16 protein-coding genes are annotated in these 14,649 nt (G+C 73.9%); 15 read left to right on the forward strand and 1 reads right to left on the reverse strand.

The window, feature by feature from the left end:
- The first annotated feature begins 73 nt into the window (after nucleotides 1-73).
- From ABD948_RS21130 to ABD948_RS21165, 8 genes are all read left to right on the forward strand, one after another.
- Entirely contained in the window at nucleotides 74-1,018 is a 945-nt protein-coding gene (locus ABD948_RS21130) for an ABC transporter ATP-binding protein (protein WP_425576661.1), read from the forward strand.
- A complete protein-coding gene (locus ABD948_RS21135) occupies nucleotides 1,018-1,887 on the forward strand; it encodes an ABC transporter permease (RefSeq protein WP_345272037.1) in 870 nt (289 codons plus the stop codon). The genes ABD948_RS21130 and ABD948_RS21135 overlap by 1 nt, the downstream gene beginning before the upstream one ends.
- Complete coding sequence (locus ABD948_RS21140) at nucleotides 1,887-2,696, forward strand: ABC transporter permease (protein WP_345272042.1); 810 nt, start codon at nucleotides 1,887-1,889, stop codon at nucleotides 2,694-2,696. The genes ABD948_RS21135 and ABD948_RS21140 overlap by 1 nt, the downstream gene beginning before the upstream one ends.
- A 96-nt stretch (nucleotides 2,697-2,792) precedes the next feature.
- The gene (locus ABD948_RS21145) at nucleotides 2,793-3,368 is read left to right on the forward strand and encodes a DinB family protein (RefSeq protein ID WP_345272047.1); all 576 of its coding nucleotides are present in this window, start codon (nucleotides 2,793-2,795) and stop codon (nucleotides 3,366-3,368) included.
- A gap of 10 nt (nucleotides 3,369-3,378) precedes the next feature.
- Nucleotides 3,379-3,573: a DUF3046 domain-containing protein gene (locus ABD948_RS21150; protein ID WP_345272050.1), complete on the forward strand. Its 195-nt coding sequence runs from the start codon at nucleotides 3,379-3,381 to the stop codon at nucleotides 3,571-3,573.
- A gap of 244 nt (nucleotides 3,574-3,817) precedes the next feature.
- Nucleotides 3,818-5,341, forward strand: coding sequence for a lytic murein transglycosylase (locus ABD948_RS21155; RefSeq protein WP_345272053.1), 1,524 nt, complete (start codon nucleotides 3,818-3,820; stop codon nucleotides 5,339-5,341).
- Between the two features lie 65 nt (nucleotides 5,342-5,406).
- A complete protein-coding gene (locus tag ABD948_RS21160; protein ID WP_345272057.1) occupies nucleotides 5,407-6,240 on the forward strand; it encodes an S-methyl-5'-thioadenosine phosphorylase in 834 nt (277 codons plus the stop codon).
- Nucleotides 6,237-7,289 (forward strand): NAD-dependent epimerase/dehydratase family protein, encoded by a 1,053-nt coding sequence (locus tag ABD948_RS21165; protein ID WP_345272061.1) that lies wholly within the window; start codon nucleotides 6,237-6,239, stop codon nucleotides 7,287-7,289. The genes ABD948_RS21160 and ABD948_RS21165 overlap by 4 nt, the downstream gene beginning before the upstream one ends.
- A 168-nt stretch (nucleotides 7,290-7,457) precedes the next feature.
- Here ABD948_RS21165 and ABD948_RS21170 read toward each other — a convergent pair whose 3' ends face one another.
- Nucleotides 7,458-8,861 (reverse strand): hypothetical protein, encoded by a 1,404-nt coding sequence (locus ABD948_RS21170; RefSeq protein WP_345272065.1) that lies wholly within the window; start codon nucleotides 8,859-8,861, stop codon nucleotides 7,458-7,460.
- Nucleotides 8,862-8,899: 38 nt separating this feature from the next.
- Between ABD948_RS21170 and ABD948_RS21175 the strand changes: the two genes are divergently transcribed.
- From ABD948_RS21175 to ABD948_RS21205, 7 genes are all read left to right on the forward strand, one after another.
- Complete coding sequence (locus ABD948_RS21175; protein WP_345272069.1) at nucleotides 8,900-9,586, forward strand: glycosyltransferase family 2 protein; 687 nt, start codon at nucleotides 8,900-8,902, stop codon at nucleotides 9,584-9,586.
- 47 nt (nucleotides 9,587-9,633) lie between these two features.
- Nucleotides 9,634-10,329, forward strand: a complete 696-nt coding sequence (locus tag ABD948_RS21180; protein WP_345272073.1) for a TIGR04282 family arsenosugar biosynthesis glycosyltransferase — start codon at nucleotides 9,634-9,636, stop codon at nucleotides 10,327-10,329.
- Nucleotides 10,326-10,979, forward strand: a complete 654-nt coding sequence (locus tag ABD948_RS21185) for a class I SAM-dependent methyltransferase (protein WP_345272078.1) — start codon at nucleotides 10,326-10,328, stop codon at nucleotides 10,977-10,979. The genes ABD948_RS21180 and ABD948_RS21185 overlap by 4 nt, the downstream gene beginning before the upstream one ends.
- 43 nt (nucleotides 10,980-11,022) lie before the next feature.
- A complete protein-coding gene (locus ABD948_RS21190; RefSeq protein ID WP_345272082.1) occupies nucleotides 11,023-12,222 on the forward strand; it encodes a molybdopterin-dependent oxidoreductase in 1,200 nt (399 codons plus the stop codon).
- Complete coding sequence (locus ABD948_RS21195; protein ID WP_345272087.1) at nucleotides 12,219-12,644, forward strand: hypothetical protein; 426 nt, start codon at nucleotides 12,219-12,221, stop codon at nucleotides 12,642-12,644. The genes ABD948_RS21190 and ABD948_RS21195 overlap by 4 nt, the downstream gene beginning before the upstream one ends.
- A gap of 169 nt (nucleotides 12,645-12,813) precedes the next feature.
- Nucleotides 12,814-13,884 carry a recombinase RecA gene (gene recA, locus ABD948_RS21200; RefSeq protein WP_345272091.1) on the forward strand — a complete coding sequence of 357 codons (1,071 nt, stop codon included), beginning with the start codon at nucleotides 12,814-12,816 and terminating at the stop codon, nucleotides 13,882-13,884.
- The gene (locus ABD948_RS21205) at nucleotides 13,874-14,617 is read left to right on the forward strand and encodes a regulatory protein RecX (protein ID WP_345272097.1); all 744 of its coding nucleotides are present in this window, start codon (nucleotides 13,874-13,876) and stop codon (nucleotides 14,615-14,617) included. The genes recA and ABD948_RS21205 overlap by 11 nt, the downstream gene beginning before the upstream one ends.
- Nucleotides 14,618-14,649: the final 32 nt, after the last annotated feature.

The following is a 14,649-nucleotide window of genomic DNA, read 5'->3' on the forward strand; positions in this document are numbered from 1 at the left end:
CAGCCCGCGCGAGCACCGGTCGGTCCCGAAACCCCGTCGTGCGATGTCGGCGGCGGCACGTAGCCTCCCGCGGGTGAGCGAGACGACGTCGATGATCCACGCGCGCGGCCTGCGCAAGGCCTTCGGCGAGTTCGAGGCGGTGCGCGGCATCGACCTGGACGTCCGGCCCGGCGAGGCGTTCGGCTTCCTCGGCCCCAACGGCGCCGGCAAGTCCTCGACCATGCGGATGATCGCGGCGGTCTCGCCCGTCAGCGGCGGCGAGCTGCGCATCCTGGGCCGCGACCCGGCCACCGACGGCTCGGCCATCCGCGCGCGGCTGGGGGTGTGCCCCCAGGAGGACACGCTCGACCAGGAGCTCGACGTGCGCGACAACCTGGTCGTCTACGGCCGCTACTTCGGCATCCCGCGCGCCGAGGTGGCGCGGCGCGCCGACGAGCTGCTCGAGTTCGTGCAGCTCACCGAGAAGGCGCGTGCCAAGGTCGAGGACCTCTCCGGCGGCATGAAGCGGCGCCTGACGATCGCCCGCAGCCTGATCAACCGCCCCGACCTGCTGCTGCTCGACGAGCCCACGACCGGGTTGGACCCCCAGGCCCGGCACGTGCTGTGGGACCGGCTGTTCCGGCTCAAGCAGGCGGGCGTGACCCTCGTGCTCACCACGCACTACATGGACGAGGCCGAGCAGCTGTGCGACCGGCTCGTCGTGATGGACAAGGGCCTGATCGTCGCCGAGGGCTCCCCGCTCTCCCTGATCGCCGAGCACTCCACCCGGGAGGTGGCCGAGCTGCGCTTCGGCGTGGCCGAGGGCGACGCGAGCCACGAGCTCCTCGCCGAGCGGATCGCCGACCTGGGGGAGCGGGTCGAGGTGCTGCCCGACCGGCTCCTGGTCTACGCGGAGGACGGCGACGAGGTGGTGGCCCGGGTGCACGAGCGGGGCCTCACCCCGGTGGCCACCCTGGTGCGGCGCTCGAGCCTCGAGGACGTCTTCCTGCGCCTCACCGGCCGGACGCTGGTGGACTGATGACCCACGACCTCCCCCGGACGACGGGGTCGCGCCCGGGACCGCTGCCCGGCACCGCCTCCGCGGAGCACGGCGCGGGCGCCGTCACCGGCCTGCGCGACGGCGTCGCCCGTCTGACCGACTACTGGGTCCGGATCTTCCTGCGCACGTGGCGCGGCACGGTCGTCTCCTCCTTCCTCTCGCCGCTCTTCTACGTGGTGGCGATGGGCGTGCTGCTGGGCGGCTTCGTGGACGCCGACCCAGAGCAGCTCGAGGGAGCGACCTCCTACCTCGCGTTCGTGGTGCCCGGACTGATCGCAGCGCACGCCATGCAGACCGCTGTCAGCGAGACCACCTACCCGGTCATGGCGATGATCAAGTGGCAACGGGTCTACGACTCGATGCTCGCCACGCCCCTGGGGGTGCCGCACGTGGTGGCCGCGCACCTGCTCGCCGTCGTCGCGCGCCTGGTGCTCACCTGTGCGGTCTTCATGGTCGCGCTGGCCCCGTTCGGGGTCTTCGAGACCTGGTGGGGGCCGTTGCTGGCCTTCGCCTCGCAGGTGCTGGTGGGCGCCGTGTTCGCCACGCTGGTCTACGGGGTGAGTGCCCGGATGCGCTCGGAGGAGGGGTTCGGCGTCCTGTTCCGCCTCGGAGTCTTCCCGCTGTTCCTCTTCAGCGGCGCCTTCTTCCCGGTCTCCAACCTCGGGGCGGTGGGTGAGCGACTGGCGCAGCTGACGCCGCTGTGGCACGGCGTCAACCTCTCCCGGATGTTCTGCGTCGACGCCGTCGACTGGCCGGTGGCGGCTCTGAACACCAGCGTGCTCCTGGTGCTGCTCGCCCTCGGTTGGCGGTGGTCGGTCACCGGTCTGCAGAACCGGCTGGGGGGCTGATGAGCGTCACCGAGCGCATCGAGCGCACCGTGCCCGCGCTGCTGACCCCCGTGCAGGCCGTCGGGGTGCTGGTGCACCGCAACTACCTCTGCTACCGCCGCGCGTGGAAGCTCTTCCTGACCGGCTTCCTCGAACCGGTGTTCTACCTGTTCTCCATCGGCATCGGCGTGGGCCAGCTGATCGACTCCTTCGAGGTCGGGGGAGAGGCTGTCCCCTACGCCGAGTTCGTGGCTCCGGGCATGCTCGCGGTCTCGGCGTTCAACGGCGCGCTGATGGACTCCACCTTCAACGTCTTCTTCAAGCTCAAGCACCTCAAGCTCTACGACCAGATGCTGGCCACCCCGCTGACCGCCGGCGACGTCGCCCGCGGCGAGATCGCCTGGGCGCAGCTGCGCGGCTCGGTCTACGCGGCGGTCTTCCTGCTGGTGATGACCGCGATGGGTCTGGTCTCCTCGTGGTGGGCGCTGCTCGCCGTTCTCGCGACCGTGCTGATCGGCTTCGCCTTCAGCGCGGCCTGCATGGCGCTGACGACGTTCATGAAGACCTGGCAGGACTTCGAGAAGATCACGCTCCTGCAGCTGCCGCTGTTCCTGTTCTCCGGCACCTTCTTCCCCGTCACCAGCTACGACCCCTGGCTGCGCTGGGTGGTGGAGTGCACGCCGCTCTACCGCGGGGTGGTGCTCTGTCGCGAGCTCACCACGGGTCAGCTCACCCTGGGGTCGGCGGTCTCGGTGCTCTACCTGCTGGCCATGGGTCTCGTCGGGATGCTGGTGGTGCGGCGCCGGCTGGAGCGGCTGCTGCTGACCTGACCACGCGCGGGCCGCGCGGCGTGGTGGCAGCACATCGACGACGGATGGCAGCCGTCCCTGCGGCGCCGGGCCGGGTGACCCCTCCAGGATGCAGGCATGGAGCCCGACACCAAGGACTGGACCTGGGTCCTGGAGCGCCCCTGCCCCGACTGCGGCTACGAGGCCGATGCGGTCGCCCCGGCGAGCCTCGCCGACCGGCTGGTCTCGAACGCCGACGCCTGGCGGGACGCCCTGCGTGACCCCTCGGCGACGCGACGACCAGACTCCGTCACCTGGTCGTGCGTCGAGTACGGCGCTCATGTGCGCGACGTGCACCGCGTCTTCCGCGAGCGGGTCGCGCTGGTGCTCGGGCACGACGACCCGGAGTTCGAGAACTGGGACCAGGACGCCGAGGCCGTTCGCGGGCGGTACGCGCAGGCTCGGCCCGAGGACGTGGCCACCGAGCTCGTGGCCGCAGCGCACGAGGCGGCGCAGCTGTACGCGACCGCACCAGGTGACGCCTGGTCGCGCTCCTGCCGCCGCAGCAACGGCAGCCGGTTCACCCTCGCCTCGCTGGGTCGCTACCACCTGCACGACGTCGTCCACCACCTGCACGACGTCGGGGGCACCGCTCCCGGAGCCGTGCGGGAGTCCGCGCCCACCACCGGGGAGGCGCCGGGGGCGACTCGGTAGCGTCGTCGTCGTGCGGCACACGGAGTTCTGGGAGCGGATGGAGCAGGCTCTCGGGCCGGCCTACGCGCGCGTCTGGGCCGGCCAGTTCGTGATGGCCGAGCTCGAGGGACGCACCGCGCACGAGGCGCTGGACGCGGGGGAGTCGCCCCAGCGCGTCTGGCGGGCCGTCCACGCCGCGCTGGGACTGCCGGCGCGCGAGCGGTGACGCGCCGGGGTGGGACGGGATCACCCGATCGGCCACAGTTCGGCCGCCGGTCGGGCACAGTTCGCCGAATCGCTGTCCGGTGTCGGCCGGACGCGCAAGAATCGCCAAGTGACACCGTGTGTCCCCCGCCCCCGCGGGGTAGGGTCACAGCTCCGCACTAGACCAGCACAACATTTCGTCACAGCACCGGTCCAGCATCAGCCCCACAGCGTTCCCACCCACTCGTCTCGAGGTCCGCCCACCGATGTCCGCGCCCCGCCCCCCACGCGCCCGTCGACTGCGCCGCGGCACCGCCCTGGCACTGCTCGTGACCCTGCCCGGCCTGGCCGTGATGGCGGTGGGTGACGCGGCGGACCGTGCCGGTTCGCCGCGGGCCGGTGCGGCGAGCGCTGCCGGTGGTTCCCTGGCCCCCGACGCCGCGACGGCCACCCTGCCGACGGCGCCCGCGGCCTCGGTGCCCGCCCAGGCGGTGAGCACCCCCGCCAGCGTCTCCTCGGTGCAGGACCGCGCGAGCGGCTCCGCTCGCGTGGTGGCCACGGCCGACGCAGCGGCGGTGCCCAGCATCGCCCTGGCCGCCTACCAGCGCGCCGAGACCGTCATCAATGCAGCCGATCCCGGGTGCCACCTCACCTGGCAGCTCGTCGCCGCCGTCGGGCGCGTCGAGTCCGACCACGGTCGCGCCGGAGGTAGCAGCCTGGGCGCCGGCGGCGTCGCCCGTCCGGGCATCTTCGGCCCTGCGCTCGACGGCACCGGCGGCACCCGGCGCATCGCCGACACCGACGCCGGGCAGTACGACGGCGACCAGCGGCTGGACCGCGCGGTCGGCCCCCTGCAGTTCATCCCCTCGACGTGGTCCGCCATCGGTGTGGACGCCGACGGCGACGGGATCCGCGACCCGCAGGACATCGACGACGCCGCCCTCGGCGCCGCGGTCTACCTCTGCTCCGGCGACGACGACCTCTCCACCGAGGTCGGCCAGCGTGCCGCTGCCTACCGCTACAACAACTCCGCCGCCTACGTGGACCTGGTCCTCGGCATCATGGACTCCTACCTCGAGGGCGACTTCACGGCCAGCCCGGGCACCACCACCACCACCACCTCCGCAGCCGGCTCGGCCGTGGGCCTGCCCAGCGACCCGGGCGTGGTCCCCGTGCTCGCGCGGCCCAGCATCCGCGTGCTGGAGTCGCGCTACGTCGCCCGCACCCCGGGGGAGACCGACGGCGACGACGAGCAGCCCGGACCCCGCGAGGGGCGCGGCACCGCCACGCTGGTCGCCACCTACGTGCCCGGTGACGGCTCCTCGCCGAGCCGGCCCGGCGGACCTGCTGGTCCCGAGGGGCGCCCCGTTCCTGCGCCGGAGCCCTTCGAGCCCGGGACGCCCCCGGTCGACGGTGGCCCGGTCGACGGTGGCCCGGTCGACGGTGGCCCGGTCGACGGTGGCCCGGTCGACGGCGGCCCGGTCGACGGCGGCCCGGTCACCGCCGAGCCGCCGCAGCCGGCGCCGCCCGCGCAGCCTGCGCCCGAGCAGCCCGAGCAGCCCACGACTCCCGCGCCGGAGCAGCCGACGGCCCCCGCGCCCCCGCCGGCGCCGGAGACCTGCACCGACGAGGCCGCCATGGCCGCACTCGGCGTCACCGACCTGGAGCCGCTGACGGCGCTGCTCGCGCTCGAGGAGTCTGCCCGCGAGGCCGAGCTCGTGGCGCTGGAGCAGGCCGACCCCGCGGCGGGCGCCTGCCTGCGCGGCTGGGTGCTCTCCCAGCTGGGCTGACCAGCGGCAGCTGCAGGGCCTGCACCGACCGCGGCGCCCGGAGGTGGTGCTGGCAGAGTGACGCCGTGAGCAGCGCACCCCTCGCCCCGGCCGAGGTTGCCGTCATCGGCGGCACCGGCTTCTACGCCTTCCTCGACGACCCGAGCGAGCACGTCGTCGACACGCCGTACGGGGCGCCGTCGGCGCCGGTCTCGGTCGGCACCGTGGCGGGGCGCAGCGTCGCGTTCCTGCCCCGGCACGGTCCGCACCACGACTTCCCGCCGCACGCCATCAACTACCGGGCCAACCTGTGGGCGCTGCGCTCGCTCGGCGTGCGTCAGGTGCTCGCGCCCTGCGCGGTGGGCGGCCTGGGCGCGACGGTGGCACCGGGCGACGTGGTGGTGCCCGACCAGCTTGTCGACCGCACCCACCGGCGCGTGGGCTCCTACGTGGAGCAGGGGGCCTGCCACCTGCCCTTCGCCGACCCCTACTGCGCGCAGCTGGGTGCCGCCGTCGTGGCGGCCGGTGGTCCGCTGGCTCCCCGGTCCGGGGGCACGATGGTCGTCATCGAGGGGCCCCGGTTCTCCACGCGCGCCGAGTCGCAGTACTACGCCGCGCAGGGCTGGGACCTGATCAACATGACCGGGGCGCCGGAGGCGGCGCTCGCGCGCGAGATGCGCCAGTGCTACACGCCCATCGCCCTGGTCACCGACATGGACGCCGGCGCGGAGTCCGGTGAGGGAGTGGGTCAGGAGGAGGTGTTCGCCCGGTTCCGCGCGAACCTCGAGGGACTCACCCGGCTGCTGGAGGACACCATCGCGAGGTTGCCCGACCCCGAGGGCTGCTCCTGCTCCACGTGGGCGGACGGGGTCGAGCTGACCTACGAGGTGCCGGGGCTGGTCACCGGGCCGCGCGCATGAGGGTGCTGCTGACCGGCTCGGCGGGCTTCATCGGCGGCGCCATCGCGAGCCGCCTCGAGGCGGCCGGACACGAGCTGGTCCGCGTCGACCTGATGCTGGCGGCCGCGCACGGGGAGTCGCAGGCGCCCGCGGGCACCGAGCAGCTCGACGTGCGGGACGCCGCCACCTCGCCGCGCTGGGCCGGTCTGCTGGAGGGCGTGGACGTCGTCTGCCACCAGGCGGCCGTGGTGGGCGCCGGCGTCCGCGTCGCCGACCTGCCCGACTACGCCGGCCACAACGACCTCGGCACCGCGGCACTGCTGGCCGGCATGCACGCGGCGGGTGTCGACCGGATCGTGCTCGCCTCCTCGATGGTGGTCTACGGCGAGGGGCGCTACGCCTGCGCCGAGCACGGTGTGCAGGTGCCGGGTCCGCGCTCCATCGCGGCGCTCGAGGCGGGCGACTTCGAGAACCACTGCCCGCGCTGCGAGGCCGTCCTGGGCTGGGAGCTGGTGCCCGAGGACGCGCGGCTGGACCCCCGGAGCAGCTACGCCGCCAGCAAGCTGGCCCAGGAGCACTACACCTCGGCCTGGGTGCGCCAGGCCGGGGCAGCCGCCGTCGCGCTGCGCTACCACAACGTGTACGGCCCGCGGATGCCCCGCGACACCCCCTACTCGGGGGTGGCAGCCATGTTCCGCTCCTCGCTGGAGCGCGGCGAGGCACCCCAGGTGTACGAGGACGGCGGCCAGGCCCGCGACTTCGTGCACGTCGACGACGTCGCCCGCGCCAACGTGGCTGCCGTCGAGGCGGTCGCCGCGGCCCCCGCCCACCACTACGCCGCCTACAACGTGTGCTCGGGGCGCCCGGTCACCATCCTGGAGGTCGCCCGCCGGGTGGCCGCCGGTACCGACACCGGGATCGAGCCCCAGGTGACCGGGGGCTTCCGTGCCGGCGACGTGCGCCACGTCGTCGCCTCGCCCGAGCGCGCCGCCGCGGAGCTGGGGTTCCGCGCCGAGGTCGACCCCGACGAGGGCCTCCGCGCCTTCGCCACCGCGCCGCTGCGGGCGTGACCCTCGTGTGACGTGTGGGGTCGGTGTGACCCGTGGGTCGATGGATTTCCCCGGTCGACCGGGTACTCCCAAGCTTGTCGGCCTGAATCTTGGCCGACAAGCTGCACAGTCCCCGGCCGACCGGGTATTCCTACGAAGGGCCGCGACACACCGGCACCGACGCGGCAGTCACCAGCTCGTGTACATCAGGTGCTGCACCACGACGGCGGTGAGCACCTGCAGGCCGAGCCCCCAGCGCCGCCAGGCACCGGGCAGGAGGGCCACGCCGATGGTCAGCCACGGCATGAACGGCAGCCAGATGCGCTCGGTCTCCGAGCGGGACATCCCCGAGAGGTCGGCGGCCAGCACCATGGCAGCGCCCGCGACCACCAGCAGGACCGGGCCCCGGGTGGCGTCGTCGTGCAGCCAGCGCCGGAACCCGGCCAGGCTGACGGCGAGACCGGCTCCGATGAGCGGCCCGGCGCTGATCAGCAGGGCCCCCAGGTTGCCGTAGACCCAGTAGGACTGGGGCCGCTCGCTGGCCACGCCGTCGTAGTAGCGCTCCTGCAGCACGGGGAAGGCCTCCCACCAGGCGAACCCGGCGACGGCGAAGGCCAGCACCAGGGCCAGCGCGGCGCCGGCAGCGACCGGCAGCGGCCACCACGAGCGTGCGGCCATCAGGACGGCGAGGGCGGCGAGGCCGAGCAGCGGCAGGCCGTAGGACAGCAGCACGCAGTAGCCGAGCAGCAGCCCGGCCAGGACCGACCACCCGACCATGGCTCCACGCCGGCCGTCGCGACCGGCGACCGCGCCGAGTGCCAGCGTTGCCAGGCCCCAGGCGGCGACGGCGGCGAACATCGCGTCGGCCGAGACCGCCAGGAACACCGCGGCGGGGGTGAGCACCAGGAAGGGGGCGGCGCGGCGGGCGACCTGCTCGGCGCCCAGGGCACGGAGCGTGACCAGCACCGCGGCGGCGATCGTCGCCGCCAGCACGGTGACGACCAGCGCCGCGGCCAGGTCGCCGCCGAGCCCGATTCGCGCCAGCACCACGAAGAACAGCAGTGCGCCCGGCGGGTGCCCGGCCACGTGGGTGACCCAGTTGTCCTCGGCCTCGTAGGGGATGCGGTCCACGAACTCGCGCAGCATCAGGCCGACGTCGTCGGTGGCCCGGGCGGTCTCCAGGTACTCGTAGGGGTTGCCGAGCACACGGGTCAGCCCGGACTCGCCGTCCACCAGCGCCAGCGCCAGCAACCAGGCCAGCGAGACGAGCGTCGAGACCACCAGCAGCCAGCGCCACGGGAGTCGCTGCGCCACCCGCTCGCCGAACACCACGCCCAGCACCGCCAGCAGCACCACCGCCACCGACGCCGGCGCCACACCGGGCTGCCAGAAGCCGTGCAGCGGCGGCACCTGCTCCTGGTCGTCGCGACGGGTCGCCGTGTCGATGCCCAGCAGGTCGGGCAGCCACAGCGAGGCGGCCACCAGCAGCAGCGCGACGCCGAGCCCTGCCCACGGCACCCACGGACGGACGCCCGCGGTGTCGCCGTCGACGTCCGGGTCGGCGGGGACGTGAGGAGCGTCGGGGGCGGCCACGGGCCCGAGCCTAGGCGGCCACCGGTACGGTCCCGCTCATGCCCGACGCCCTGCCCGACAGCGCCTCGCTGGACTGCGACCTCGTGCTGCCCTGCAAGGACGAGGGGCCCGCCCTGCGGGACCTGCTGCCGCGCGTGCCGGCCGGGATCCGGGTCATCGTGGCCGACAACGGCTCGGTCGACGACACCGCTGCGGTAGCGGAGCGGCTGAGCGCGCTCGTGGTGCACGAGGCCCGCCCGGGCTACGGGGCGGCGGTGCAGGCCGGGCTCGAGGCGGCCACGGCCACCTACGTGGCCTTCATGGACGGCGACGGCTCCTTCGACCCCGACGACCTGCTGCCACTCTTGGCCGAGGTGCATGCGGGGCGTGCCGACATCGCGCTGGGTCGACGTCGTCCGGCCGGCCGCGGCGTCTGGCCGTGGCACGCCCGGGCCGGCAACGCGCTCATCGTGATGTGGCTGCGACGCCGCATCGCGATGGCGGCCCACGACATCGCGCCCATCCGGGTGTGCCGTCGCGCCGAACTCCTCTCGCTGGACGTGCGGGACCGCAGGTTCGGCTACCCGGTCGAGCTGCTGCAGAAGGCAACCAACGCCGGGTGGCGTTTCCACGAACGAGATGTGACGTACCACCCCCGCGCTCTGGGTACCCGGTCCAAAGTGTCGGGCTCCGTGAGGGGGACGGTGCGGGTGGCCCGCGACTTCTGGCGGGTCCTGAACGAGTAGGCGTCCCGGGGGTGCAACCGGTCGGGGCGCTCTGAGAGGACGAGCTCATGAGAGTGCTGGTGACCGCCAAGGCCCCTGTGGCCGGACGGGTCAAGACCCGACTGGCCGCCACGGTGGGCGCGCAGGCTGCGGCCGAGGTGGCCGCCGCGGCGCTGCTCGACACCCTGGAGGCCTGCGCCGCCGCGGTGGGACCCGAGCGGTGCCACCTCGCCGTCGACGGCGACCTGCTGCAGGCCGTGCGCGGCCCCGAGCTGGTGGCGATGCTGGAGGGCTGGACCGTCACGCCGCAGCGTGGTGAGGGCTTCGCCGCGCGTCTCGTGGCCGCCCACGCCGACGCCGGCGAGGGCCCGGTCGCCCAGGTCGGCATGGACACGCCGCAGCTGACCGCCTCCCACCTGGCCGAGGTCTTCACCGAGCTGGTCGCCCACGACGCCGTGCTGGGCCCGGCCGACGACGGCGGGTGGTGGGTCCTGGCCCGGCGCTCGTCCGCCCACGTGGAGCCCGTCGGCGCCGTGGTGATGTCGGAGCCGACCACCGGTGCGCACACGCGTGCCGCGCTCACCGACCAGGGCCTGACCGTGGGCACCACCCGCGTGCTGCGCGACGTCGACACCGCCGAGGACGCCGACGCGGTCGCCGCCCTGGTGCCCTGGGGTCGCTTCGCGCACGCCTGGGAGCGGGCCCGCTCAGCAGCGGCGCAGTCGGATCAGCCCGCCCCCGCCGTCGTGAGGAGCCCGCGATGACGCTGGCCGAGGAGTCCTTCACGACCGTGTTCTCCGCCGCCCTGCAGGGCCAGCCCTGCCAGGTGGTCGGGCTCGGCGAGCAGGCCGAAGCGCTGCCCGTGGCGCGCTGGGCGCTCGATGCCGACGACTCCGACCACGAGATGCTCGCACTGTGCACCGGGCCCACGCTCGACATCGGCTGCGGACCCGGTCGGATGACCGCCGCGCTGGCGGCGCGCGGGCACCAGGTGCTCGGCATCGACGTCGTCCACGAGGCGGTCGGCCAGACCCTGAGTCGCGGCGTCTCCGCGGTCCGTGTCGACGTCTTCGACGACCTGCCCGGCGAGGGATCCTGGCAGACCGCTCTGCTGGCCGACGGCAACGTCGGCATCGGCGGTGACCCGGTCGCGCTGCTGCGCCGGGTGCGCCAGCTGCTCGGCGCGGACGGCCGTGCCGTCGTCGAGGTGGCCGGTCCGGGCGTGGCGGCGGTCTCGGCCTGGGCCACCCTCGAGGCGGGCGGATTGCGCAGCAGGCCGTTCCGCTGGGCGGTGCTCGGCGTCGACGACCTGCCCCTGGTCGCCCGCCGTTCGGGCTTCGCCCGACCACGCCTGCACTCCTTGCCGGCGGTCGGCGGCGAGCGCTGGGTGGCCGTCCTGCACCCGCACCGGTGACGATCGGTCTGGACCTGCCAGGACCCTCGGGCACACTGGGGCGGTGACCTCTCCCGCCGGTACCACCGGCGTACGCTCCCTGCCTGTCCCTCACCCCGAGAGCTTCAGCTCGCGGCTGCGTAGCCCTGCGGTCGCGGCGCGCGTGGGACTGTGGCTGGGCCTGTGCTTCGGCATCTGCTTCCTGACCGGGCTGGTCAGCCACTACGCGCAGGAGCCGTCGCACCCGATCCCCTTCCCGACCAGCCCCTCGTGGGGCTACCGGCTCACCCAGGGCCTCCACGTGACGACGGGGACGGCCGCGATCCCGCTGCTGCTGGTCAAGCTGTGGACGGTCTACCCGCGCCTGTTCGAGCGGCTCCCGAGCGGGGAGCTGCGGCGCCTGCGCGCCCTCCTCGTGACCCTGCTCGAGCGCGCCTCCATCGCGGTGCTCGTCGCCGCGGCGATCTTCCAGCTGGCCACCGGCCTGATGAACAGTGCCCAGTGGTACCCGTGGTCGTTCTCCTTCCGCTCCACCCACTACGCCCTCGCCTGGGTCGCCATCGGCGCGCTGGTGGTGCACATCGCCGTGAAGCTCCCCGTCATCCGGCAGGCGCTCGGCGGCGACGTCGAGTCCAGCGAGCTCGACCGGCCGGGCGCCACCGAGCAGGGGGTCCTGTCGCGGCGAGGCCTGCTGCGCACGACGTGGGTCGCTGCCGCGGTGGCGGTGGTCGCCACCGCGGGCTCCACGGTGCCGCTGCTGCGCCGCGTCTCGGTGCTCGGCGTCCGCTCCGGGGAGGGCCCGCAGGGCGTGCCGGTCAACAAGTCCGCCGAGGCCGCCGGCATCGGCGAGCAACAGGTGGGGGAGTCCTACCGCCTGGAGGTGGTCGGCCCGTCCGGGACCGTCCGGCTCAGCCGCGAGGAGCTCCTCGCGATGCCGCAGCACGACGAGGAGCTGCCCATCGCGTGCGTGGAGGGGTGGAGTGCCAGCGGCCGCTGGAGCGGCGTGCGGGTGCGCGACCTGACCGCGCTGGCGGGAGCCACCGGCGGCGAGGACGTCGTCGTCACCTCGCTGCAGGAGTCCGGGCCCTTCCGGGTCACGACCCTGCAGGGCAACTTCGTCGACGACGATCGCACGCTGCTCGCGCTCGGGCTCGCCGGTGAGCCGCTGGACCTCGACCACGGCTTCCCCTGCCGGGTGATCGCCCCGAACCGGCCCGGCGTGCTGCAGACCAAGTGGGTCGCCCGGCTCGAGGTGCAGGCGTGACCGGGCGGCTGGTGCTGGGGGCGCTCGGCGTCGCCGTGGGCTGCTACGGCGCGTGGCTGATGCTCAGCCGCGGCGACGGCGAGGACCTGCGCTCGGCGGCCGTGTGGCTGGCCGGCGGGGTGCTGCTGCACGACGTCGTGCTGGCGGGGCTCACCCTGGCCCTCGGCGTCGTCGTCACGCGGGTGCTCCCGACGCCCGCGCGCGCGCCGGCCACGGTCGCGCTCGTGGTGCTCGGCAGCCTGACCTTGGTGGCCGTCCCGGTGCTGGGGCGCTTCGGTGCCAAGGCCGACAACCCCACGCTGCTCGACCGGCCCTACGTGGCGGCCTGGCTGGTGCTGGTGGCGCTGGCTGTCGTGGCCGTGGTGGTGGCCTCGCTGGTGCGTGCGCGCCGCGCCGCGGGTGGCTCCCGCTCCCACGCGTGAGCCACGCGACACGAGCGACACGCCGGTCCGCAGACCTACTTCGAACAGGTGTTCGGGGTAGGTTGAGGGCATTGCGGAGGCATCCGAACCGCACTGTCGGTGGTCGCGTCTAGCGTCCGGTCACGACGACGGAACACCACCTACTCCTCATCGACGAAGGACGGACATCATGGCTGCAGGCAACACCGCCGACCCGCGTGGCAAGGCCCTCGACGCGGCACTGCTCAACATCGAGAAGCAGTTCGGCAAGGGCTCGGTGATGCGGCTCGGCGACGAGACGCGCGCCCCGCTCGAAATCATCCCCACCGGCTCCATCGCCCTCGACGTCGCGCTCGGCCTCGGCGGTCTGCCGCGCGGCCGCGTGGTCGAGATCTACGGCCCGGAGTCCTCGGGCAAGACCACCGTCGCGCTGCACGCGGTGGCCAACGCCCAGGCCGCCGGCGGCATCGTGGCCTTCATCGACGCCGAGCACGCGCTCGACCCCGAGTACGCCAAGGCGCTCGGCGTCGACACCGACGCGCTGCTCGTCTCCCAGCCCGACTCCGGTGAGCAGGCGCTCGAGATCGCCGACATGCTGGTGCGCTCGGGTGCCCTCGACCTCATCGTGATCGACTCGGTCGCCGCCCTGGTGCCCCGGGCCGAGATCGAGGGCGAGATGGGCGACAGCCACGTCGGCCTCCAGGCCCGGCTGATGAGCCAGGCGCTGCGCAAGATGACCGGTGCGCTCAACAACTCCGGCACCACGGCCATCTTCATCAACCAGCTGCGCGAGAAGATCGGCGTCATGTTCGGCTCGCCCGAGACCACCACCGGTGGTCGCGCGCTGAAGTTCTACTCCTCGGTGCGCCTCGACGTGCGCCGCATCGAGACCCTCAAGGACGGCACCGACATGGTCGGCAACCGGACCCGGGTCAAGGTGGTCAAGAACAAGGTCGCCCCGCCGTTCAAGCAGGCCGAGTTCGACATCATGTACGGCAAGGGCATCAGCCGCGAGGGCGGCCTGATCGACGTCGGCGTCGAGGCGGGCCTCGTGCGCAAGGCCGGAGCCTGGTACACCTACGAGGGCGACCAGCTGGGCCAGGGCAAGGAGAACGCGCGCACCTTCCTGCGCGACAATCCCGACCTGGCCGTCGAGCTCGAGAAGCGCATCCTCGAGAAGCTCGGGGTCGGTGCCAGCGTCCAGGCGCCGGACGACCTCTCCGAGCTCTCCGACGAGCCGATCGGCGTCGATGACTTCTGAGCCCCACGGGCCCACCGACGAGCAGCGTCCCCCGCCCGCCTGGGCGGGGGACGTGGCGGTCGGTGTGGAGGCGTGGACCCGCGGCGCTCAGCGCGACGAGGAGCAGCCCGGGCAGCGTCGCGAGCAGCGTGGTCGCCGCCAGGGTCGCGGGCGCGCCGGTCGTGGCCGCTCCGAGGGCCGGCGACGGACAGGTCCCAGACCGCCCGATCCGGTGGCCGAGCTGCCGGAAGCCGACCAGGAGGAGTTCGCCCGCAAGATCCTGCTCGACCAGCTGACGGGCCAGGCCCGCAGCCGGCAGCAGCTCGCCGAGAAGCTGCGTGCCAAGAACGTGCCCGAGCCGGTCGCCACGCGGTTGCTCGACCGCTTCGAGGAGGTCGGGCTGATCGACGACGAGGCCTTTGCGCGCATGTGGGTCAGCCACCGGGGCGCCGGCGCCCACCGCGGTCTCGCCACGCGCGCGCTGGCCGCGGAGCTGCGCCGCAAGGGCGTCGAGGACCAGGTGGTCAAGGACGCCCTGGAGGACGTCGACCCCGAGGAGGAGCGCGAGACCGCCCGGCGCCTGGTGCGCGGGAAGCTCCGCTCGGTCGCCCGGGTCGACGACACCACCGCCACCCGGCGGCTGGTCGGCATGCTGGCGCGCAAGGGGTACGGCAGCGGGGTGGCCTTCGCCGTCGTGCGTGAGGAGCTCGCGGCCGCCGGCCGCGACGAGCCCGACCCTGACCCGGACCTCTGACCTCTGGGCCTGCCTGGTCGCCGCAGGCGCGT

It is taken from the genome of Nocardioides nanhaiensis (assembly GCF_039542785.1).
Taxonomy (GTDB): Bacteria; Actinomycetota; Actinomycetes; order Propionibacteriales; family Nocardioidaceae; genus Nocardioides; species Nocardioides nanhaiensis.

Coding starts and splice junctions, on each gene's coding strand:
- ABD948_RS21185 (WP_345272078.1), top strand. CDS start 10,326: ATGACGCTGGCCGAGGAGTCCTTCACGACCGTGTTCTCCGCCGCCCTG.
- ABD948_RS21155 (WP_345272053.1), top strand. CDS start 3,818: ATGTCCGCGCCCCGCCCCCCACGCGCCCGTCGACTGCGCCGCGGCACC.
- ABD948_RS21180 (WP_345272073.1), top strand. CDS start 9,634: ATGAGAGTGCTGGTGACCGCCAAGGCCCCTGTGGCCGGACGGGTCAAG.
- ABD948_RS21145 (WP_345272047.1), top strand. CDS start 2,793: ATGGAGCCCGACACCAAGGACTGGACCTGGGTCCTGGAGCGCCCCTGC.
- ABD948_RS21175 (WP_345272069.1), top strand. CDS start 8,900: ATGCCCGACGCCCTGCCCGACAGCGCCTCGCTGGACTGCGACCTCGTG.
- ABD948_RS21205 (WP_345272097.1), top strand. CDS start 13,874: ATGACTTCTGAGCCCCACGGGCCCACCGACGAGCAGCGTCCCCCGCCC.
- recA (WP_345272091.1), top strand. CDS start 12,814: ATGGCTGCAGGCAACACCGCCGACCCGCGTGGCAAGGCCCTCGACGCG.
- ABD948_RS21165 (WP_345272061.1), top strand. CDS start 6,237: ATGAGGGTGCTGCTGACCGGCTCGGCGGGCTTCATCGGCGGCGCCATC.
- ABD948_RS21135 (WP_345272037.1), top strand. CDS start 1,018: ATGACCCACGACCTCCCCCGGACGACGGGGTCGCGCCCGGGACCGCTG.
- ABD948_RS21140 (WP_345272042.1), top strand. CDS start 1,887: ATGAGCGTCACCGAGCGCATCGAGCGCACCGTGCCCGCGCTGCTGACC.